Origin of the sequence: uncultured Lentibacter sp. (genome assembly GCF_937123735.1) — a bacterium.
In the GTDB taxonomy this organism is placed as follows: domain Bacteria; phylum Pseudomonadota; class Alphaproteobacteria; order Rhodobacterales; family Rhodobacteraceae; genus Lentibacter.
The window spans coordinates 16,021-35,694 of record NZ_CAKZKL010000013.1 but is presented as its reverse complement, the minus strand read 5'-3'; the positions used below and the strand labels follow the sequence as shown (position 1 = coordinate 35,694).

The 19,674-nt window shown below is 62.8% G+C and carries 20 protein-coding genes; 13 read left to right on the top strand and 7 right to left on the bottom strand.

Annotation, left to right across the window (positions count from 1 at the left end; translation table 11 throughout):
• From Q0478_RS04245 to Q0478_RS04230, 4 genes are all read left to right on the top strand, one after another.
• Window positions 1-309, top strand: a 309-nt coding sequence (locus tag Q0478_RS04245; protein WP_298676536.1) for an acyl-CoA dehydrogenase family protein, incomplete at its 5' end; no start/stop codon positions are given.
• Window positions 310-399: 90 nt separating this feature from the next.
• On the top strand, window positions 400-2,424 hold the full coding sequence (locus Q0478_RS04240) for an acetate--CoA ligase family protein (protein WP_298676534.1): 2,025 nt from the start codon (window positions 400-402) through the stop codon (window positions 2,422-2,424).
• A complete protein-coding gene (locus Q0478_RS04235) occupies window positions 2,421-3,200 on the top strand; it encodes a carnitinyl-CoA dehydratase (protein WP_298676532.1) in 780 nt (259 codons plus the stop codon). The genes Q0478_RS04240 and Q0478_RS04235 overlap by 4 nt, the downstream gene beginning before the upstream one ends.
• A 174-nt stretch (window positions 3,201-3,374) precedes the next feature.
• Window positions 3,375-5,258 (top strand): nucleoside-diphosphate sugar epimerase/dehydratase, encoded by a 1,884-nt coding sequence (locus Q0478_RS04230; RefSeq protein ID WP_298676531.1) that lies wholly within the window; start codon window positions 3,375-3,377, stop codon window positions 5,256-5,258.
• Here Q0478_RS04230 and Q0478_RS04225 read toward each other — a convergent pair.
• Both Q0478_RS04225 and Q0478_RS04220 read right to left on the bottom strand, forming a co-directional pair.
• Window positions 5,251-6,591: a UDP-glucose/GDP-mannose dehydrogenase family protein gene (locus Q0478_RS04225; RefSeq protein ID WP_298676529.1), complete on the bottom strand. Its 1,341-nt coding sequence runs from the start codon at window positions 6,589-6,591 to the stop codon at window positions 5,251-5,253. The genes Q0478_RS04230 and Q0478_RS04225 overlap by 8 nt on opposite strands.
• Window positions 6,592-6,723: 132 nt before the next feature.
• Window positions 6,724-7,122: a VOC family protein gene (locus Q0478_RS04220; protein ID WP_298676527.1), complete on the bottom strand. Its 399-nt coding sequence runs from the start codon at window positions 7,120-7,122 to the stop codon at window positions 6,724-6,726.
• Window positions 7,123-7,190: 68 nt separating this feature from the next.
• Here Q0478_RS04220 and Q0478_RS04215 point away from each other — a divergent pair, with 68 nt between their 5' ends.
• The gene (locus tag Q0478_RS04215) at window positions 7,191-7,976 is read left to right on the top strand and encodes a MaoC family dehydratase N-terminal domain-containing protein (RefSeq protein WP_298676525.1); all 786 of its coding nucleotides are present in this window, start codon (window positions 7,191-7,193) and stop codon (window positions 7,974-7,976) included.
• 110 nt (window positions 7,977-8,086) lie between these two features.
• Here the strand turns inward: Q0478_RS04215 and Q0478_RS04210 are convergent, their stop codons facing one another.
• Window positions 8,087-9,127 (bottom strand): FAD-binding oxidoreductase, encoded by a 1,041-nt coding sequence (locus Q0478_RS04210; RefSeq protein ID WP_298676524.1) that lies wholly within the window; start codon window positions 9,125-9,127, stop codon window positions 8,087-8,089.
• Window positions 9,128-9,182: 55 nt separating this feature from the next.
• Between Q0478_RS04210 and mnmD the strand changes: the two genes are divergently transcribed.
• Together mnmD and Q0478_RS04200 are read left to right on the top strand one after the other, a co-directional pair.
• Window positions 9,183-9,851, top strand: coding sequence for a tRNA (5-methylaminomethyl-2-thiouridine)(34)-methyltransferase MnmD (gene mnmD / locus Q0478_RS04205; RefSeq protein WP_298676522.1), 669 nt, complete (start codon window positions 9,183-9,185; stop codon window positions 9,849-9,851).
• 4 nt (window positions 9,852-9,855) lie between these two features.
• On the top strand, window positions 9,856-10,734 hold the full coding sequence (locus Q0478_RS04200; RefSeq protein WP_298676520.1) for a DMT family transporter: 879 nt from the start codon (window positions 9,856-9,858) through the stop codon (window positions 10,732-10,734).
• Here the strand turns inward: Q0478_RS04200 and Q0478_RS04195 are convergent.
• On the bottom strand, window positions 10,731-12,692 hold the full coding sequence (locus tag Q0478_RS04195; RefSeq protein ID WP_298676518.1) for a lytic transglycosylase domain-containing protein: 1,962 nt from the start codon (window positions 12,690-12,692) through the stop codon (window positions 10,731-10,733). The two genes, Q0478_RS04200 and Q0478_RS04195, sit on opposite strands and share 4 nt — an antisense overlap.
• A 108-nt stretch (window positions 12,693-12,800) precedes the next feature.
• Here Q0478_RS04195 and dapA point away from each other — a divergent pair, with 108 nt between their 5' ends.
• Window positions 12,801-13,676 (top strand): 4-hydroxy-tetrahydrodipicolinate synthase, encoded by an 876-nt coding sequence (gene dapA / locus Q0478_RS04190; RefSeq protein ID WP_298676516.1) that lies wholly within the window; start codon window positions 12,801-12,803, stop codon window positions 13,674-13,676.
• On the opposite strand, the gene Q0478_RS04185 is transcribed toward dapA, so the two are convergent.
• From Q0478_RS04185 to Q0478_RS04175, 3 genes are read right to left on the bottom strand one after another with little or no spacing between them, the layout of a single operon-like run.
• On the bottom strand, window positions 13,673-14,431 hold the full coding sequence (locus Q0478_RS04185; protein WP_298676514.1) for a 5-oxoprolinase subunit PxpA: 759 nt from the start codon (window positions 14,429-14,431) through the stop codon (window positions 13,673-13,675). The genes dapA and Q0478_RS04185 overlap by 4 nt on opposite strands.
• A 3-nt stretch (window positions 14,432-14,434) precedes the next feature.
• Window positions 14,435-15,445, bottom strand: a complete 1,011-nt coding sequence (locus Q0478_RS04180) for a biotin-dependent carboxyltransferase family protein (protein WP_298676512.1) — start codon at window positions 15,443-15,445, stop codon at window positions 14,435-14,437.
• Window positions 15,438-16,163, bottom strand: coding sequence for an allophanate hydrolase subunit 1 (locus Q0478_RS04175; RefSeq protein ID WP_298676510.1), 726 nt, complete (start codon window positions 16,161-16,163; stop codon window positions 15,438-15,440). The genes Q0478_RS04180 and Q0478_RS04175 overlap by 8 nt, the downstream gene beginning before the upstream one ends.
• Window positions 16,164-16,299: 136 nt before the next feature.
• On the opposite strand from Q0478_RS04175, the gene Q0478_RS04170 reads away from it, so the two are divergent.
• From Q0478_RS04170 to Q0478_RS04150, 5 genes are read left to right on the top strand one after another with little or no spacing between them, the layout of a single operon-like run.
• A complete protein-coding gene (locus tag Q0478_RS04170) occupies window positions 16,300-17,004 on the top strand; it encodes an ABC transporter permease (protein WP_298676508.1) in 705 nt (234 codons plus the stop codon).
• Window positions 16,998-17,711 carry an ATP-binding cassette domain-containing protein gene (locus tag Q0478_RS04165; RefSeq protein WP_298676506.1) on the top strand — a complete coding sequence of 238 codons (714 nt, stop codon included), beginning with the start codon at window positions 16,998-17,000 and terminating at the stop codon, window positions 17,709-17,711. Before Q0478_RS04170 ends, Q0478_RS04165 begins: the two co-directional genes overlap by 7 nt.
• Entirely contained in the window at window positions 17,708-18,511 is an 804-nt protein-coding gene (locus tag Q0478_RS04160; RefSeq protein ID WP_298676504.1) for a substrate-binding domain-containing protein, read from the top strand. The genes Q0478_RS04165 and Q0478_RS04160 overlap by 4 nt, the downstream gene beginning before the upstream one ends.
• A 55-nt stretch (window positions 18,512-18,566) precedes the next feature.
• Window positions 18,567-18,914 (top strand): CidA/LrgA family protein, encoded by a 348-nt coding sequence (locus tag Q0478_RS04155; RefSeq protein WP_298676502.1) that lies wholly within the window; start codon window positions 18,567-18,569, stop codon window positions 18,912-18,914.
• Window positions 18,907-19,623, top strand: a complete 717-nt coding sequence (locus Q0478_RS04150) for an LrgB family protein (protein ID WP_298676500.1) — start codon at window positions 18,907-18,909, stop codon at window positions 19,621-19,623. Before Q0478_RS04155 ends, Q0478_RS04150 begins: the two co-directional genes overlap by 8 nt.
• The last annotated feature ends 51 nt before the right edge of the window (window positions 19,624-19,674 follow it).

Sequence of the window (19,674 nt, the reverse complement as noted above, 5' to 3'; positions counted from 1 at the left end):
TCCTTCAAGCTCGCCGACATGGCGCTCGAAATCAAAGCTGCCAATCTGCTCACTTGGGAAGCGGGCTGGAAGTTTGATCAGGGCAGCGTGACCGAGGCCGATATGTCGATGGCCAAGCTCAAGGCGACCGAGGTGCTTGCGATGGTCGCCGATGAAGCGATCCAGATTCACGGTGGCATGGGCCTGATGGACGAGCTGCCGCTGGAACGTATCTGGCGCGATGCGCGGGTCGAGCGGATCTGGGAAGGGACATCTGAGATTCAGCGCCACATCATCAGCCGCGATTTGTTGCGGCCCTTGGGTGGCTGAGGGTTTGCGCTTTGGCTTCGCCAAATCGCGGTGATGAGGGGGCTTTGCCCCCTCAAACTCCCCCAGGATATTTTTAGAAAGAAAAAGACTATGGGTCGTGATCTTTTCAGACTTTTGAACCCCCGTGCGATTGCCGTTATTGGCGGTGGAGCGTGGTGCGCCTCGATCCTCAAGGCGGCCGAAATGATTGGCTATGAAGGTGAGATTTTCCCTGTGCATCCCGAAGGCAAGGTGATTGCCGGACGACAGGCTGTGCGCAGGCTCGCCGAGTGGGACGGGCCGATTGATGCGGCTTTTATCGGGGTAAACCGCAATGCCACCATCGAGGTGGTGCGCGAGCTGCGCGCACTTGGCTCAGGCGGGGCTGTATGTTTCGCCAGCGGGTTTTCCGAGGCCGGGGCGGAGCTTGCCGACGGGGCCAATTTGCAGGCCGAGCTTGTGGCTGCAGCGGGAGATATGCCCATTCTGGGGCCAAACTGCTACGGCTTTATCAACGCGCTCGAGGGTGCTGCAATCTGGCCTGACCAGCACGGCTGCCAGCGGGTGGAGCGCGGTGTCGCCATTCTGGCGCAGAGCTCCAACATCGCCATCAACCTTACCATGCAAAAACGCGCGCTGCCGATTGCCTATGTGGTGGCCTGCGGGAACATGGCGCAGACCTCGCAGGCGCAGATTGCCATGGCTTTGCTGGAAGATCCGCGCGTCACCGCCATCGGCCTGCACATCGAAGGCTTTGGCGACACCGCCGAGTGGCACGCGCTGGCGCTCAAAGCCGCCGCCAAGGGCATCCCGCTTGTGGCGCTCAAGGTGGGCAAATCGGAACATGCGCAGGCGGCGACCGTTTCGCACACTGCCTCGCTCGCGGGCAGCCATGCAGGCGCCAATGCGCTGCTCGCGCGCCTTGGCATCGCCCGCGTGCCAGATATTCCCTGCTTTCTGGAGACACTCAAGCTTTTGCACACGGTCGGGCGGCTCGACACACAGAGCCTTGCAACGATCAGCTGCTCTGGCGGGGAAGCGAGCCTTGCCGCCGATACGGCACACGGGCGCGCGCTCAGTTTTCCACCCCTGTCTGCGGCGCAGCGCGCGGCCCTGTTTGATGCTCTCGGCCCCAAGGTCGCGCTCGCCAATCCGCTCGACTACCACACCTACATCTGGCGTGACACGGCGCGCATGAGCGATACCTTTGCCGCCCTCGCCGGCCCCGAAACAGGCATGACGCTGGCCATTGTCGACTACCCCCACACCGACGCCGCAGACTGGGCCTGCGCCACCGAGGCCGTGCTTGAAGCGGCGCGCAGCACCGGGCGGCCCTATGGTGTGGTGGCGACATTGCCCGAGCTTATGCCGCTCGGCGTTGCCGCGCGCTTCATGGCCGCAGGCGTTGTGCCCTTCATGGGACTGACCGAGGCGATCACCGCTGTCGAGGCGGCCGCACAGCCCGCCACAGTCACGCCCGAGCCGCCGCTGACTGGCGGCGCGCTTGGCCCTGCCGAAACCCTCAGTGAACACGCCTCCAAAGCCGAGCTGGCGCGCTTTGGCGTGCCTGTGCCTGCCTCTCTGCGGATCACCGCCCTTGAGGGGCTGGACAAGCAACTCGCAGGCCTCACCTTCCCGCTCGTGCTCAAGGCCGAGGGCATGGCGCATAAGTCTGATGCGGGCGGCGTGGCGCTTGGCCTGATGACAGCCCAAGACGCGCTGGACGCCGCCAAGACAATGGGGGGCACAAGCTGGCTCATCGAGGAGATGGCCACAGGCACAGTGGCCGAGCTGCTCATCGGCGTGACCCGCGACGAAGCCCATGGCCTGTTGCTCACACTTGGCGCGGGCGGGGTGCTGACAGAGCTGCTGGCAGACACGGTCTCGCTGCTCATGCCCGTCAGCGCTCAAGACATAAAACAGGCTCTGACACAGCTCAAATGCGCGCCGCTGCTCACAGGCTACCGCGGCAAACCCGCCGCCAATATCGACGCAATCACAAGCGCCATCCTTGCGCTGCAAGACTATGTCGTTGCACATGCGCCGCATATTGGCGAAGTTGAAATAAACCCGCTCCTCTGCACGCCAGACCGCGCTGTTGCCGTGGATGCGCTCATCAGAAAGGCCACCCCATGAGCCCCATCAAGACACGCCGCGACGGCGGCATCCTCGAAGTGACCCTCGACCGCCCCAAAGCCAACGCGATCGACCTTGCGACAAGCCGCATCATGGGTGAGGCCTTCGCCGCCTTCCGCGATGACCCAGAGCTGCGCGTCTGCATCATCACCGGTGCGGGCGAGAAGTTCTTTTGCCCCGGATGGGACCTCAAGGGCGCGGCTGACGGCGACGCTGTCGATGGGGACTATGGCGTGGGCGGCTTTGGCGGCCTGCAAGAGCTGCGCGGGCTCAACAAGCCTGTCATCGCCGCCGTCAACGGGATCTGCTGCGGCGGCGGGCTGGAGTGGGCGCTCTCCGCCGATATCATCCTCGCCGCCGATCACGCCACATTTGCCTTACCCGAGATCCGCTCCGGCACGGTGGCCGATGCGGCCAGTGTGAAGCTGCCCAAGCGCATCCCCTACCATATCGCGATGGAGCTTCTGCTCACTGGCCGCTGGTTTGATGCCGAGGAAGCAAAGGGCTGGGGCATTGTGAACCATGTCCACCCCGGTGCAGAGCTCATGGATCAGGCCTGGGAGATGGCGCGCCTGCTCGCCTCCGGCCCGCCCCTTGTCTATGCCGCGATCAAGGAAATCGTGCGCGACGCCGAAGACAGCAAGTTCCAGGACGCGATGAACCGGATCACACAACGCCAGCTGGAAAGCGTCGATGTGCTCTATGGCTCCGAAGACAACCTTGAAGGCGCGCGAGCTTTTGCCGAAAAACGCGACCCTGTCTGGAAAGGCCGGTGAGCCAGATCATTTTGCAAGCGCAGCATGAGGGCGGTTGCTAGAATCGCTCGAAATGGGGTAACTTAGCGTCAGCTCTGGTTTTTTCGGGCAGGGTTTTGCCGGTATTCCGGCGCGTTTTGCCACCTCGCTTGAGGTTGCGGCTTTTGGTTTACGAGTTTCGGGAGTCTTCCGCATATGCTGTCACTCAATTTTGCGACACGGCTGACCCGCTCTCAAAAACGCCTTGTTTTTCTTGCCCTCGATACCTTCACAGTGCCGTTTTCGCTGGCTTTGACTCTGCTCTTGCTGGGGCCGGCCGTCACCCTCAATCCTCCCTTTCTCAGCCTGATCATCCTGTGCCTCGTCCTGATGGGGGCCGCCGCACTGACGAGCAACGGGCTGGGGCTGACCCGAATCAAGCTCAATGCCTACGAAATGCAGGGCATCGTGCGCACAGCCAAATTTGCCGCCGTGCTCGGGGCGATGGCCTTTGTGCTCAACCTCGGGGTGGGCGCGCTCAGCGGCTATGCGGCCTTTGCGGTCTTTACCATGGTGCTGTTGCTCACCACCGTTGCCATGCGCATGATCTTGCGCCAGCTGCTCATCCGCGCCTATCAATCTGACGGCTCCCGCAGCCGTATCCTGGTTTACGGCGCCTCGCAGACAGGCCAGCAACTCGCCATGGCGCTGCAATCGGATGAAAGCCTAGAGCTTGTCGCCTTCATCGAAGACAATCCCACCCTGCAAAGCCTGATGATTGCCGGGCTGCCGGTCTATTCGCCCATCAAGCTCGCCGAGCTGGTCCGCAGCGAAAATATCGACAGAATCGTGCTCTGCCTGCCATCGGCCTCGCAAACAGAGCAGGCCCGCCTGGCCTACAAGCTCCGGGCGCTCGGCTGTGCGGTGCATTCCCTGCCGAGCTTTGCCACCTTGCTCAGCAACGGGGCCCTTGGCTCCAAAGCCGCCCCGCTCACCGTCAACGAGCTTCTGGGCCGCGGCCATCTTTCAAACGAATTGCCCCATGTTGCCGAGAGTTATTCGGGCAAGCGGGTCATGATCACAGGCGCGGGCGGGTCTATCGGCTCCGAGCTTTGCCGCCAGGTCGCCAGCTCTTTGCCCGAAAGCCTGATCTTGCTCGATCACTCAGAGCTGGCCATGTATGACATCCACAAGGAACTGAGCGAAGAGCCCGGCGGATGCAGAATTTTCCCCATTCTCGGCTCGGTCACCGACAAAAACCTGATCGAACATACGCTGCGCGAACATAAGGTTGACGTGATCCTCCATGCAGCGGCTTACAAACATCTGCCACTCGTCGAGGAAAACGCGCTGGCAGGCCTCTCAAACAACGTATTGGGAACCAAGATCGTGGCCGAAGCCGCCCGCGCCGCCGGTGTGCAGCGCTTCACGCTGATCTCGACAGACAAGGCCGTGCGCCCGGTGAATGTGATGGGCGCATCCAAGCGGCTGGCCGAGCTGGTGGTGCAGGATCTGGCCTCGCGCAGCAGCAAAACCCGGTTTTCCATTGTTCGGTTTGGCAATGTGCTCGGCTCTTCCGGCTCGGTTATTCCGCTCTTCAAAGAGCAGATCGCCCGGGGCGGCCCCGTCACCCTGACCCACAACGAGGTGACGCGTTACTTCATGACAATCTCCGAGGCGGCCCGGCTGGTCTTGCTCGCCGCCTCTTATTCTCGCGGTGGAGATGTCTTTGTGCTCGATATGGGCGCGCCGGTGCCAATCGCCAAACTCGCGCGCCAGATGATCGAAGCCTCGGGCTATTCTGTCAAAGACAGAACCAACCCGCATGGCGATATTGAAATTGAAGTCACAGGGCTGCGCCCCGGCGAGAAGCTCCATGAAGAGCTTCTGATCTCTTCTGACATGCTCACAACACCCCACCCCAAAATCCTGAGGGTGCAGGAAAGTGCCTTGTCAGAAATCGAAGTGGCCAATGCCCTGCGTGATATCCGCAGCGCCATCGAACAATATGACGAAAGCATTGCCCGCTCGATTGTGAAACGCTGGATCGCCAAAGACACCAATCAGGCCGACAAGGCCATAACCCCGATGATCAGCTAGGGCCTGCCCCGGCATCGCGAATATAATCGCGCCGCCCCACGGAAACATACGCCTCAAAACCGGCGCGGCGCGCATCCCGCTCGGAGTAGATATTGCGCAGGTCCGCGAGTTTGGGCTGATTCATCTTTCTGGCGATCTTCTGAAGGTCCAGCGCCCGAAATTCGTTCCACTGCGTCAGGATCACCATCAAATCGGCGTTCTGTGCCGCCTTGTAAGCATCGTCCACCCAGTGCACCCCCGGCAACAGCGCCTCGCCTTCCGCGCGCCCCTGCGGGTCCACAACCCGCACCTTCGCACCTCCTCCAATCAGGGCCGGCACGATCTTGAGTGCAGGGCTGGCGCGCATGTCATCGGTGTTGGGCTTGAAAGTCACACCAAGCACAGCCACGATCTTGCCGTTGAAACTGCCGTCCACAAGGTCGCGCAGCTTGTCGATCATCCGCTCTTTCATCTCCTCGTTCACCTTGATCACCGTCTCGGTGATCTGCATGGGCAGTCCGTTTTCCTGTCCGATCCGCGCCAAGGCTTTGGTATCCTTAGGAAAACAGGAGCCGCCATAGCCGGGGCCCGCATGGAGAAACTTGTTGCCAATGCGCCCGTCAAGGCCAATGCCCTTGGCCACCTGCTTCACATCCGCACCCGTGCGCTCGCACAGCGCGGCAATCTCGTTGATGAAGGTGATTTTTGTCGCCAGAAACGCATTGGCCGCATATTTAATCATCTCCGCGCTCTCAAGGTCGGTCGTGACAATCGGGAAATCACGCAAGAAAAGCGGCCGGTAAACCTCGCGCATGATCTCGTCGGCGCGTTCTGTCTGCACCCCCAGCACAACACGGTCAGGCTTCATGAAGTCATCAATCGCCGCGCCCTCGCGCAGAAATTCGGGGTTGGAGGCCACATCAAACTCCAGCGCGGGGTTGGCCTTTTTCACGGCCTGCTTCACCTGCCGGTTCGTGCCCACGGGCACGGTGCTCTTGGTGACAATCACAGCATAGCCCGTCAGCGCCCGGGCCACCTCCTCGGCGGCGGCCATCACATAGGTCAGGTCCGCATGGCCGTCGCCGCGCCGCGTCGGGGTCCCCACCGCAATAAACACAGCCTGCACACCCTCAAGCGCCGCAGCCAGATCTGTCGAAAACGAAAGCCGCCCAGAGGCCACATTCTTGGCCAGCAACACATCAAGCCCCGGCTCAAAAATCGGCACCTCTCCACGCTTCAGCATCTCGATTTTGGCAGGGTCTTTGTCCACACAGACAACATCATGCCCAAAATCCGAGAAGCACACCCCCGAAACAAGGCCCACATAGCCGGTGCCAATCATCGCGATTTTCATAAAACGGCCCTCTTTACCACACTTGGTCTAAACTACTGGTTTTCCTTGTCTTGTCGCAGCGCCCCAAAGCCCTGTCAACGCAGCCAAACCCGAGGGCCGCCGCTTGGCGCAAAAAAGTAACGCCCCAAAGGTCTATAGCGGCTCTGACAGCTCAATCAGGTTCCCGTCCGGATCGCGCAGATAAATCGAATTCAAAGGCCCCGTTGCCCCTGTGCGCGCCACAGGCCCCGCCTCAACTGGCACCCCCTGCGCGTCCAGTGCCCGGGCCACATCGCTCACCGCACCTTGAACCAAAAAACACAAATCCGCGCTGCCAGGGCACGGCTGCTTGGCATGAGGAGAAAATTCCCGCCCCGCCGCGTGCACATTGATCTTCTGCGCCCCAAACTGCAAAGAATGCCGGCGCGTGCCATCCGCCGCCTCAAAAACCTGCGCCACCATGCCCAAATGCCGCTCGTAAAAAGCGAGCGTCACGCCAATATCCGCCACCGTCAACACCAGATGGTCCAACGCCACGATCCTCACTGCCATCTTGCGTTTTCCCTTTCATCTCCTAGGCTCCGCAGAGCATCACACCAGCCCACATAAGGCCAATCGCAATGGAATACACCTCCGACCTGCTCGATCCTGCGCGCGCCAACGCCCTTAAGGCCACTCTCGGCCTGCCAACCCAAATCACCCCCGGCAGCCCGCTGCCCCCCTTTTTCCATCAAATCTACTTCTGGAATCCCCGCCCCGCCACTGCGCTCGGCCGCGATGGCCACCCCGCCACAGGCAGCGCCCTCATCCCCGATTTCGGCCTGCCCCGGCGCATGTGGGCCGGCGGACAGCTCAGCTTCCACGCCCCTCTGCTTGCGGGGCATAAGGCTGTCAAACACACCACCCTGGCCAAAGCTCAAAAAAAGCAGGGCCGCAGCGGCCCGCTCGCCTTCGTCACCCTGCGCCACGACATCCTGCAAGACGGCGCATTGAAACTCACCGAATACCAAGATCTCGTCTACCGCGAAGACCCCTCCCCAGACACGCCCGCGCCCACGCCCCCGCGCGCGCGCGCAGATGAAGACAGACGGGCAGAACACAGCTTCAGCTCGACACTGCTGTTTCGCTACTCCGCCCTCACCTTCAATGGCCACCGCATCCACTACGATGAGGCCTACGCCCGCACGGTCGAACACTACAACGGTCTCGTGGTCCATGGCCCGCTTCTCGCGCAGCTGCTCATGCTCATGGCCACAGAGGCGCTCGGCCCGCTCAAAAGCTTCACCTTCCGCGCCACCTCCCCGCTCATGCACACAGAGCCGGTCACACTTTGCCAAAAGGGCAACACCCTCTGGGCCCGCGCGCCCGATGGCCGCCAATGCATGTCAGCCGAGGCGCAAACCTAATCTTCTTCTGGTCAATAATACCTCGGGGGTGCGGGGGCTGGCCCCCGCTTAATCCTGCGTGCGGGGGCTGGCCCCCGCCGGGTCGGATTTTGCGCAGCAAAATTCGAAGTCTAAAGCGAGGCCTCGGGAGCGAATTCCGCCGGAATTGTGTCTGTCCCGTCCAGAACAAGCGCCGCCATCACCCGCCCCACTTCCACAGCCATCCCAAATCCGATCTTGAAGCCCCCATTGGCGATATAGGCCCCCTCCTGCAGCGGATGATGCCCCAGCATGGGCGCCCGGCTCTTGGTCCTTGGCCGCAGCCCCGCCCAGCGTTCAATCACCCTCGCCGCCCGCAAAGCCGGCACAGCGGTGTAGGCTTTCTCTAAAACCGCCTCCAGCTGCCCGTCCGTGCTTGAAGCGTCGTCAAACGCGCGCTCGCTGGTCGAGCCAATCGCCACCGTGCCATTCCAATGCGGCACGATATGCACGGTGTTGGCAAAAATCTGCGGCGCGTCCCGCATATCAAACGCCAAAAGCGCACCCTGCCCTTTCACGGCGTTGCCCACCGGCTTGCCGAAGTGTTGCGAAAGCCGCAAAAGGTCGTGCACCCCCGTCGCCCAGACGGTCTGGCCCGCCTCCGCGCCGTCAGCGGCCATCTCCCCACCCCGCGCAACAACCGCCGCCGCCAGCGCCTTGCAGGCCTGGCGCGGAAACATTCGCGCGCTCAGCGTGTCAAAGATATAAAGCCCCGTGGCGCTCTCGGGCAGCGGCCCGTTCAGCGCGTCGCCGCTCACAACCTGCCACTGCGCTGCACCGCGCCAGAGCTCTTTCGCGCTCTCAGCGCGTGCGCGCGCCAGTGCGACGGCGGCCTCGTCTGCCAGCGGCTGCACACGCCCCGTGCGGGCATAACCAGTCTCTATTTCAGCCCAATTCCCCACATTTTTCCAGAAATCTTCCGCCGCAATCAGGCTCTGGAACTGGAATTCCTTCTTCTCGTTCCAGTTCTCCGGGACGTGCGGGGCCAGCGCGCCGACAATGCCGCCGCTCGCGCCGCCGCCCACACCCTTGGGGTCAATCACCCGCACCCGCGCCCCTTTTTCAAGGCAGGCCCAGGCCACCGACAGGCCGAATATTCCCGCACCGCGCACAGTTACGTCCATCCTTGCCATTCCCTCACAGCGGTTGCATGGTCATCCAGCACCGTCTCTATCGGATAAAAAGCAGATGAACCAGCCAGCCGAGCTCACATGGCGCGAGGGCCGCGTGCCCGTGTCACAGCGCTTTGATGACCCCTATTTCAGCCTTGAGAACGGGCTGGAAGAGACAGCCTATGTGTTTCTGGATGGCAATGATCTGCCCGGGCGCTTTCGTGATGGCTTCCACATCGCCGAGCTCGGTTTTGGCACGGGCCTCAACCTGCTCGCTGCACTTGCGCTCTGGCGCAACACAGGCCAGAGCGGCAAGCTGCATTTCACAAGCTTTGAGGCCTTTCCTATGCAAGCCGCCGATATGCTCGCCGCCCAAGCCGCCTTCCCCGCGCTTGCCGATCTGAGCGCCGAGCTGGCCCCTTTCTGGCAGGCAAAGGCGACCACCTTTAAAACCGATGATCTCGCCTTCACGCTCATCCTCGGCGATGCGCGCGAAACAGTCTCTAACATGGCCCAAAAAGCCGATGCCTGGTTTCTCGACGGTTTCGCTCCTGCGAAAAACCCCGAGCTTTGGGAGCCTGCGCTCATGGCGCAAATCGGCGCTCAAACCGCGCCCCAAGGCACAGCGGCAACCTATACCGCCGCAGGCTTTGTGCGCCGGGCCTTGGCCGAAGCGGGCTTCGAGGTCACCCGCCGCACAGGCTTTGGGCGCAAACGCCACATGACGACAGCAAGGATGCCCTAAGCCCATGGCCAGCTCCAACAACACCCGCCTCGGCGTGCTTCTGATGATCGCGACAACCTTCGTCTTTGCGGTGCAAGACGGTATCTCGCGCCATCTGGCCAGCGAGTATAACGTGCTCATGGTGGTGATGATCCGCTACTGGTTCTTTGCCGCTTTCGTCACAACCATCGCCTATCGCAAGGCCGGCGGCATCCGCGCCGCCGCCCGCACAGAGCAGCCGCTTTTGCAGATCTTCCGTGGCCTCATCCTCGCCACAGAAATCTGCGTGATGATCTACGCCTTCACCCTCCTCGGCCTCATCGAATCACATGCGGTTTTCACCAGCTACCCGCTCCTCGTCGCCGCGCTCTCCGGCCCTATCTTGGGCGAAGTCGTCGGCTGGCGGCGCTGGACAGCGATCTTTATCGGCTTTGTCGGCGTGTTGATTATCCTCAAACCGGGGGTTGGCGTCTTCTCCCCCGCCGCCATTGTCCCGCTCATCGCCGCTTTCCTCTTTGCGCTCTACGGGCTGCTCACGCGCTACGCCTCCCGCAAAGATACGGCCGCCACCTCGTTTTTCTGGACAGGCGTGGCAGGCTCCGTGATGATGACAGCCGTGGGCGCAGCCTATTGGGAGCCGATGGTGCAATCAGATTGGCTCTGGATGGGCACGCTCTGCATCACCGGCGCTCTGGGCCACTGGCTCCTGATCAAAACATATGAGGCCGCCGAGGCCAGCGCCGTGCAGCCCTTCGCCTATCTGCAACTGGTGTTTGTCAGCTTCATCGGCGTTCTGGTCTTTCATGAGCGCATCGAACTCAACGTCGCCATCGGCGCGGCGGTGGTGGTCTGTGCGGGCCTCTTCACGCTCTGGCGCGCCCGCGCACAAGAGCAGGCCCGCTAATTGCCCACCCTCAGCGTTGTCCCGACAAGCTCCTTGCTGAATGGCACAGGGTGGGCGGGCTTGCCCAGCCGCGCACGGTAGACAGGCAGGCTCTCGGCCACCCGCATCACATAGTTGCGCGTCTCGTTAAACGGAATGTGCTCGATCCAGTCCACCACATCCATCTCGCCTTGGCGCGGATCGCCGCGCTCGCGCATCCAGCGGTCGGGCCGCGAGGGCCCCGCATTATAGGCCGCCGAGATCATCACAACATTGCCGTCATAGCGCTCCGAGAGCGTTGCGAGATAGGCCGCGCCCAACTCGGCATTGTAGCGCCAGTCATTCAAGACACGGCTTTGCTCAAACCCAAGGCCCAGCCCTTCGGCCACTTCCTTTGCCGTGGCAGGCATCACCTGCATTAAGCCCAGCGCGCCCGCGCCGCTGGCCACGCCCGGGTCAAACTCGCTCTCGCGCCGCGCAATCGCCAGCGCCATCTCCATGGGCACAGGCAGCGCCATCTCCTGCATCGGATGCAAGGCATAATAATGCGCCGGCAAGACAATTCCGCGCGCAGCCGCCTCCTTGCCCAGCATCACAGCCAGATGCGGCGCGCCCAAGTCGGTGGCAAAATTGCCCAGCTGTCCCAGCGTCGTGCGGTCCGCGCCTTCGGCCAGCGCCAGAATGAACTGCTCCGCAAGGCTCAGCATGTTGTTCTTCACCGCCAGCTCGACAATCCGCGCCAGGTCACTCTGGGCAAAAGCCGCCTGCTGCCAGGCAGGGAAATACTCCGCGCCCTTCAGCGCCACATCAGAGCCTGCTCCCGCCCGCTCTGCTGCCAGCAGCCCGTAAAAGCTCGTCTGGTGCTGCCCGCCTGCCGCATAGGCCGCGCGCGCCGCGTCACTGCGGCCCAGCCGCTCCAGCGCCTCGCCTTTCCAAAAGCCTGCACGACCCAGCGAAATGGGCGACTCAACAGCCTCTCTCATCCGTTCAAAATGCTGCAAGGCCCGTGCAGGGTCGCCCAGCTTGCGCAGCGCCAGATAACCGGCAAGCCACTCAAGATCGGCAAAAGAGCTGCCCTCAAAAAGCCCATGATCGCGGCTCAGCGCATAGGCCGTTTGGGCGTCGCCCTCGCGCATGATCTGGCGCACAAGGCTGCGCCGCCAACCGGCCCAGCGCAGTGGCTCGCCTAGGTTGCCCGCTGCGCTGCTCTCGATCATCAACGCGATGGCACGCGCCTTGCTGCCACGGTGATAGTGCCAAAGAAACACCTCATAAGCGAGGCCGGGGTGGCCCCGCAGCGCCACAGGCACCTTGGCAATCAAGGCCTCCGGGTCGGGCGCTCCGGCGCGCAGCCCCTGACGCGCGCTGGCCAGAGCGCGCTGCGGCGCGCTCACAAGCGGCAACATCCGGCGCACCTCTCCCGACAGGCCCCGCCACAAAGCCATGTCCAGACGCGCCGCATGATGCGGAGCCAACAGGCTTTCATAGCGGGCCAGATAAGCCGCCTGCTGCGCGCTGTCCATCTCAAGGCTACGCCAGGCCATCACAAGCGTGGCTTCGGCCTCGCCTCTTTCGCCAGCCCCCATAAGCGCCTCGGCAAAGCTCAGGGCCGCGCCGCTGGACACCGGCGGATAGGCCCGAAAAAACGCAAGCCTCTCAGCCGCCGGAGCCTGCACAAAGGCGGCCTCGCTCTGCCGGGCCAACCGCGCCAGCCCCGGCCAATGCGGATAGCGCTGCACAAACGCAAGCGCCTGTGCCGCCGTCCCCTCTCCGCTGCGCAACCGCATCCACTCAACCAGCGTTTCCGCCTCAGGCGCCGCTTTCGCCGCCAGCCGCGCAGCCATTGCCCAATCGGCACGCTCCGCAGCGTTGACAGCGCCCGTCAGGGGCCGCGGTGCCAGCACAGGCGTGGCCCCAACCGGGTCAGACAAGGCAACAAGGCTCAAAAGAACAATGGCACGCAGAAACATCTCTTGCATTTTTCCTTATGAAACAGGATAGAACAGGCCCACCCTACCTCGCAAACCTGCGTCTCTCCAATCACGAAAGACGGCGCAGCAAAACAACACAGTCAAAAGGAGCGTAACATGTTCAAAGGATCCATGCCTGCATTGGTCACGCCGTTCAAAAACGGTGAATTGGATGTCGAGACGCTCAAACAACTGGTTGAATGGCATATCGGCGAAGGCAGCCACGGCTTTGTTCCGGTGGGCACCACGGGCGAAAGCCCCACACTGACTCACGGCGAGCATGACAAAGTTGTCGAGATCGTGGTGAAGGCCGCCGCAGGGCGGGTGCCGGTTATCGCCGGGGCCGGGTCCAACAACACGCTGGAAGCGATCCGCCTTGCCCAAGCCGCCGAAAAGGCCGGGGCCAACGGCATCCTCGTGGTCACGCCCTATTACAACAAGCCCACACAGGCGGGCCTCATTGCCCATTTCCGCGCCGTGCACGACTGCTGCTCCCTGCCGATCATCATCTACAACATCCCCGGCCGCTCGGTTGTCGATATGTCGCCCGAAACCATGGGCGCGCTCGCCAAGCTTGAGCGCATCGTCGGCGTCAAGGACGCCACAGGCGATCTTTCCCGCGTGCCACAACAGCGCATCACCTGCGGCAAGGAGTTCATCCAGCTGTCAGGCGAAGATGCCACCGCGCTTGGCTTCAACGCCCACGGCGGTGTCGGCTGCATTTCGGTGACGGCCAATGTCGCCCCTGCGCTCTGTGCGCAGTTTCAGGAGGCCACGCTCGCGGGCGATTATGCCAAGGCGCTGGAGCTGCAAGACAAGCTCATGCCGCTGCACATCGCGATTTTCAAGGAGCCGGGCGTTGCGGGTGCAAAATACGCCATGTCCCGCCTCGGCCTCTGTGGCTCGGAAGTGCGCCTGCCCCTCACCAGCGTGAGCGAGGCCACAGAAGCGCTGATCGACGACGCCCTGCGCCACGCAGGCTTGCTGGCCTAAAACTGCGCCAGCGTCACACCCGCCGCGCTCAGCTTCTCGCGCAGCGCGCGGGCCATTTCCACAGCTTCAGGCGTGTCCCCATGCAGGCAGATCGTGTCGATCTTGGCGGGGATACGCTTGCCGCTTTCCGCAATAATCGCATCCTCGCGCAGCATGTTGAGAATACGCTCCGCCGCCACATCGGCCTCATGGAGCACCGCGCCGGGCTTGCTGCGGTCCACCAGCGTCGCATCGTCCTCATAAGCGCGGTCGGCAAAAATCTCGCCGGCCCAGTTTGCCCCGAGCGCCTCCACCACGGCCTGCTGCGCTGTCTCTGCCAGCACCATCAGGATGATATCAGGGTCCACCCTCAGCGCCGCCTCATAGCAGGTGCGCGCAAGGGCTGCGTCTTCCGAACACATGTTTGAAAGCGCGCCATGCAGCTTGAAATGGCGCACCGTTGCCCCCACGCTCTTGGCCATGCCCTGCGCCGCACCGAGCTGATAGGCAATCAAGTTGCCCAGCTCTTCCGCACCAATGTTGAGCCGCCGCCGCCCAAATCCCTTGAGGTCGGCAAAACCGGGGTGCGCGCCAATGCCGACACCGTTCTTCGCCGCAAGCCGCATGGTCTTGGCCATCACATCAGGGTCACCCGCATGGGCACCACAGGCAATATTGGCCGAGGTGATCACATCGAGAAGCGCCGCATCATCGCCCATACGCCACGGGCCAAAACCCTCGCCCATATCCGAGTTCAAATCCACTTTCATAACCATGCGCTAATCCTCCTGTCCTGTTATCATCCCGCTGATCAGCTGATAGCCCAGCAGGCCGTTCATCTCACGCGGGTCGCGCAGCAGAGGCTCTGAAGCGTCTCTAATCCTGCGCAAAAGCTCGTTTTCCGGCGTGTAGAGCCTATCTGCCTCCTCCAGCGAGATCTGCTCAAACCACAGCTCCACCCCCACGCTCGCCTGCGCGACACGCGCAATATCCTGCCCAATCACCGCGCCAATGCGCGGATAACCTCCCATTGTCTGGTGCTCTGCCAGAAGCACAAATGGCTCGCCCGCCCCGGTCATCTGGATGTCCCCCGGCACAATCACCTCTGAAACAACCCCCAGCTGCCCGTCAGCCGCAAAGGGCGCGCCTTGGTGGTCCAGCTTCGCCGCCTGCCGGTTGGCATGGCTGCTCTTGACAAAGCGCGCCGCGCCAAAGGCCGCGCGGGTTTCAGCGCTATACAGCTCCGTCTGCGGCCCCGTCACAAAGCGGATACGCCCGCCGTCAAAGCGGTTGTCTGCCGCAAGCTTGCGCGGCGGCGCGCTTGGTTTGTTATCTGCTCCCAGCGGCAACACATCGCCCGCCGCGAGCGCGCGGCCAAGCCCACCCGTGAAATGTGCCGAGCGGCGGCCAAGCGTCAAATCCGTCTCTATACCACCGCCAAAGGCAATGTATCCGTAAAGCCCCCGCCCCGTGGGCCGCAGGGAAAGGGCCTCGCCCGCCTCAAGCAAATGGCTCGCGCCCCACTGTAAGCTGCGTCCACCTGCCTCGGCCAACATGGGCGCACCCGTCAGCGCCACCCGCTGCGGCGCATCCACGCTCAGCGTCACAGGCGCGCTCGGCAGCTCGATCGCGGCAATATCCAGCCCCTGCCCCAACAGTGCCGCCGCCTCCAAGAGCGCAAGACGGTCCATCGCGCCCCCGCGCGACAGGCCAAAGCGCAAATAGCCCTCGCGCCCCAAGTCCTGAAGGCTCGCGTTGGGGCCGATCTGATGCAACAAAAGCTCAGGCATCCCCCGCCTCCGCAAGCTGCGCGCCTCCCAAGGGGTCAGTCTCTAACAAGGCCCAATCATGCTCTGATACGGGCTCAAAGATCATCTCATCCCCGGGTCGTAGCGCGAAAGGCGCCTCAGCTTCGGGGCGGAAAAGCTTCATATGCGTGCTTGCAATATGCCGCCAGCCCGTGGGCGTCTCATTGGCAAAGAGGCAGAACTGCCGCACAGCCAGCACAAGCGCGCCCTGCGGCACACGCGGGGTCAGCTCGGTCTGGCGCGGCACATCCCAGCGCTCTGGCAGCATTCCAAGGTAGGGCTGCCCCGGCGCAAAGCCGATGGCCAGCACCCGCACCCGCGCCGCACTCAGCTCGCGCACAGCCGCTTCCTCGCGCAAACCGGCCAGCTTCGCCGCCTCTGCAAGCTGCGGCCCCGCCGCGCCGCCATAAAGCGTTGGCACACGCCAAAGCCGCTTTTTGGCTATGTTAGACTCTGTTTTCCAGTCGCGGCTGTCCAGAAGCCCCTGCAAACGCGCCACCAGATCTGCCCGCGCAATCCGCAGTGCGTCAAAGCGCACAAAGACAGAGGCCAACGCCGTAGACACCTCGACGATGCCGTCAATCTCCTCCGCCTCCAGCGCCGCAGCAAAGCCCACAAGCGCACGGTTGGCTCCGTCATCCAGCCTATCAGCAAAGCGCACCAGATAGCCCTCTGTCCCAATCGGAGCAATTTGCGGCATCTGCGCCATGACTTTCCTTTACGAAATTTATCAGGCCCAATCTCTCCCATGATGTCGCAATTTGAAAGCGCTTATCCGTATCTGGCCCTATGGCATTCGCGCCTTGGCGACACTATGCAGACCAAAAGGAGAGCCAATGCTCGAAATATGGCAAGGCATTCAGGCAGCCTTCTGGCTGATCGTCACGTTTGACGCCGATCTCTACGAGATCGCGGCGCGCTCCTTGCTGGTCACCTGCTCCGCCGTGGCCATCGCCGCGCTCATTGGCCTGCCGCTTGGCGCCTGGCTCGCCGTCTCGCGCTATCGCCTGCGTCGCTTGGTTATCGCCGTGCTCAACGCGCTCATGGGCCTGCCCCCTGTGGTGGTCGGCCTTGTGGTTTACCTCATGCTGTCGCGCTCCGGCCCCTTCGGCGTCATGGGGCTTCTGTTCACACCCTGGGCCATGATCATCGCGCAGGTGGTCATCCTCACGCCGCTCATCGCCTCCATCGCGCATCAGTCCATCCGCGATCTCTGGGCCGAATATCACGACCTGCTGATCTCGCTCAACACAACCCGCCCCCAGCGGATCAAGACACTGCTCTGGGACAGCCGCCGCGCCCTGCTCACAGCCGCGCTCGCAGGCTTTGGCCGCGGGATCGGCGAAGTCGGCGCGATCATGATCGTGGGCGGCAATATCGACCATGTCACCCGCGTGATGACAACCGCCATCGCGCTCGAAACCTCCAAGGGCGATTTCGCCCTCGCCATCGGCCTCGGCTTCGTGCTCATCGGCCTCGCCGTCGCGGTCAACCTCGCCCTGCACATGCTCTCCGGCACGGAGGTGCGCGACAGATGGTAAATATCCTGCCCCTTTCCGTGCAAAACGCCTCTGTAACGCGCAACGGCAAACACCTGCTCGGCCCGGTTGATCTTGAGATAGGCCCCACCGGCCTCACAATCGTCCTCGGCCCCAATGGCGCAGGCAAAAGCACGCTCCTGCGCCTGCTGCACGGGCTGGAAAAGCCAAGCGCTGGCCGTGTGCGCTATGCCGCCCCGCGCAGCAAGGCTTTCGCCCTTCAGGCCTTTGTCTTCCAAACGCCGGTGATGCTGCGCCGCACGGTTCTGGGCAACCTCACCTATCCGCTCACTGTGCACGGCATGGCGCGGCACGAGGCCGAAAAACAGGCTCTGACATGGCTCAAAACCCTTGGTCTCTCGGGCCACGAGCAGCAGCGCGCCAGCCAGCTTTCGGGCGGCGAGCGGCAGAAGCTGGCCCTTGCCCGCGCCCTCATCCGCGCGCCACAGCTCCTGTTTCTCGACGAGCCCTGCGCCAACCTCGATGGCGCCGCCACCCGCGATATCGAACGGCTCATCCTTGAAGCCCGCGCCGCTGGCACGCGCATTCTCATGGCCACGCATGATCTCGGCCAAGCCCGTCGCCTCGCAACAGATGTTCTCTTCCTCAACAAAGGGCAGGTCGTCGAATCCGCCCCGGCAGACGCGTTTTTTGAAGCCCCCCAAACCCAGGAGGCGCAAGCCTTCCTGAAAGGAGACCTGGTGTTATGATCCGTTCCATTTTAACTGCAATCGCGCTCCTTGCCTCGGCCAGCACCCTCTCCGCCGACACGCTCAAAATGGCCGTCACCACCTCCTTTCACAATTCGGGCCTGTCTGACATTCTGCTCCCCGAAATCGCCAAAGACACGGGCCTCGATGTCCAGCTCATCGTCGTTGGCACAGGCCAAGCCATCCGCCTTGGCGAGGCGGGCGATGTCGATGCGATTCTTGTGCATTCGCGCAAGGCAGAAGACGCGTTTCTCGCTGGCGGCTTCGGAACCCACCGCCGCGAAATCATGTATAACGATTTCGTGCTGATCGGCCCGTCAGACGACCCCGCGCAAATCGCGCGCGCAGAGACCGCCGCCGCCGCCCTCACCGCCATCGCCAGCGCCAAGGCCCCCTTCGCCAGCCGGGGCGATGACAGCGGCACGCACAAGAAAGAGCTTGCGCTCTGGGGGGCCGCAAACATCTTAGAAGAGAGGCGCGCGCCCGGCTGGTATAACGAGGCCGGCGCTGGCATGGGCGCAACCCTCAACACAGCCGCAGGCCTCAACGCCTATGTGCTGGCCGACCGGGCAAGCTGGCTCAATTTCGGCAATAAACAGTCTCTAACACTGCTCTTTTCGGGTGATCCTGTGCTCTTCAACCAATACGCTTTCCTGCCTGTCAGCCCCACAAAGCACCCGCATGTGAAGCATGGTCTGGCGCTCAAGCTCGAAGGCTGGCTCACCAGCCCCCGCGCTGCGGAGCTGATCAACAATTACACCATCAACGGTGAAACCCTCTTCACCTTCAACGCGGAATAAGCGCTTTGCGCCCCCTTGCTGGGCGCTTAAGGTGCGTGTCAGTCCGGAGGTGCACATGATCGGCTATCTCACTCTCATTCTCTCTTGCCAACTTCTGGGCGAGCTGGCGGCCCAGGCGCTTGGCCTGCCCGTGCCCGGCCCCGTTCTGGGCATGGCGATTCTCTTCGCCTTCCTGCTTGTCCGTGGCCATGTGCCAGAGGCGCTCGCCAGCACCTCCGAGGGCCTCTTGCGCAATATGTCGCTGCTCTTCGTGCCTGCTGGCACAGGGATCATCATGCACAGTGCCCTGTTGTCAGAGGCGCTTTTGCCCCTCTCGCTGGCCGTGGCGCTTAGCACATCGCTCGCCATTGTCATCACCGCGCTGATGATGCGCTGGCTCGGCAAGGCAGAAACCCATGACTAACCTTGCGCAAACATGGGTCTATCTCTCTGCCTCGCCGCTCTTTCACCTCACCCTCACGCTTGTCGCCTTTCAGGCCGCCAGCTGGGTGTTTGAAAAGGGCGGGCGCAACCCGCTGCTCAACCCTGTGCTGGGCGCGGTCGCGCTTGTGGTGGCTGTGCTGGCCCTGACAGGCACAGATTATCTCACCTATTTTCAGGGCGCGCAGTTCGTTCACTTCCTGCTTGGCCCCGCCACGGTGGCGCTCGCCATCCCGCTCTATCGCCAGTGGCATCATGTGCGCGCCTCCTGGCTCGCGATTGGCGCGAGTATGCTCACAGGCTCGCTGGCTGCCGTGGCTTCGGCCGTGGCCGTGCTCTGGGTGGCCGGCAGCCGCGAGGCGCTCATGGCCTCCATCGCGCCCAAGTCCGTCACAGCCCCCGTCGCCATGGGCATCGCCAAAGAGCTGGGCGGCCTGCCCTCGCTCACAGCCGTGCTTGTCATCGTGTCAGGCATCTTCGGGGCCATGTTCGGCCCGCTGTTGCTCAACCTCGTTGGTGTGAAAGACTGGCGCGCGCGCGGCCTCGCCATCGGCACAGCCAGCCACGGCATCGGAACCGCCCGCGCGCTGCAAGTGAATGAAACCGCCGGCGCCTTCTCCGGCCTCGCCATGGGCCTCAACGCGCTGGCCACAGCGCTTTTGCTGCCCATTCTCTGGGGCCTGATCTTCTAGGCGCACAAGCCCTGTGCATCCGCGCAGCTTGCCGCAGAGCGCTTTTGGCCC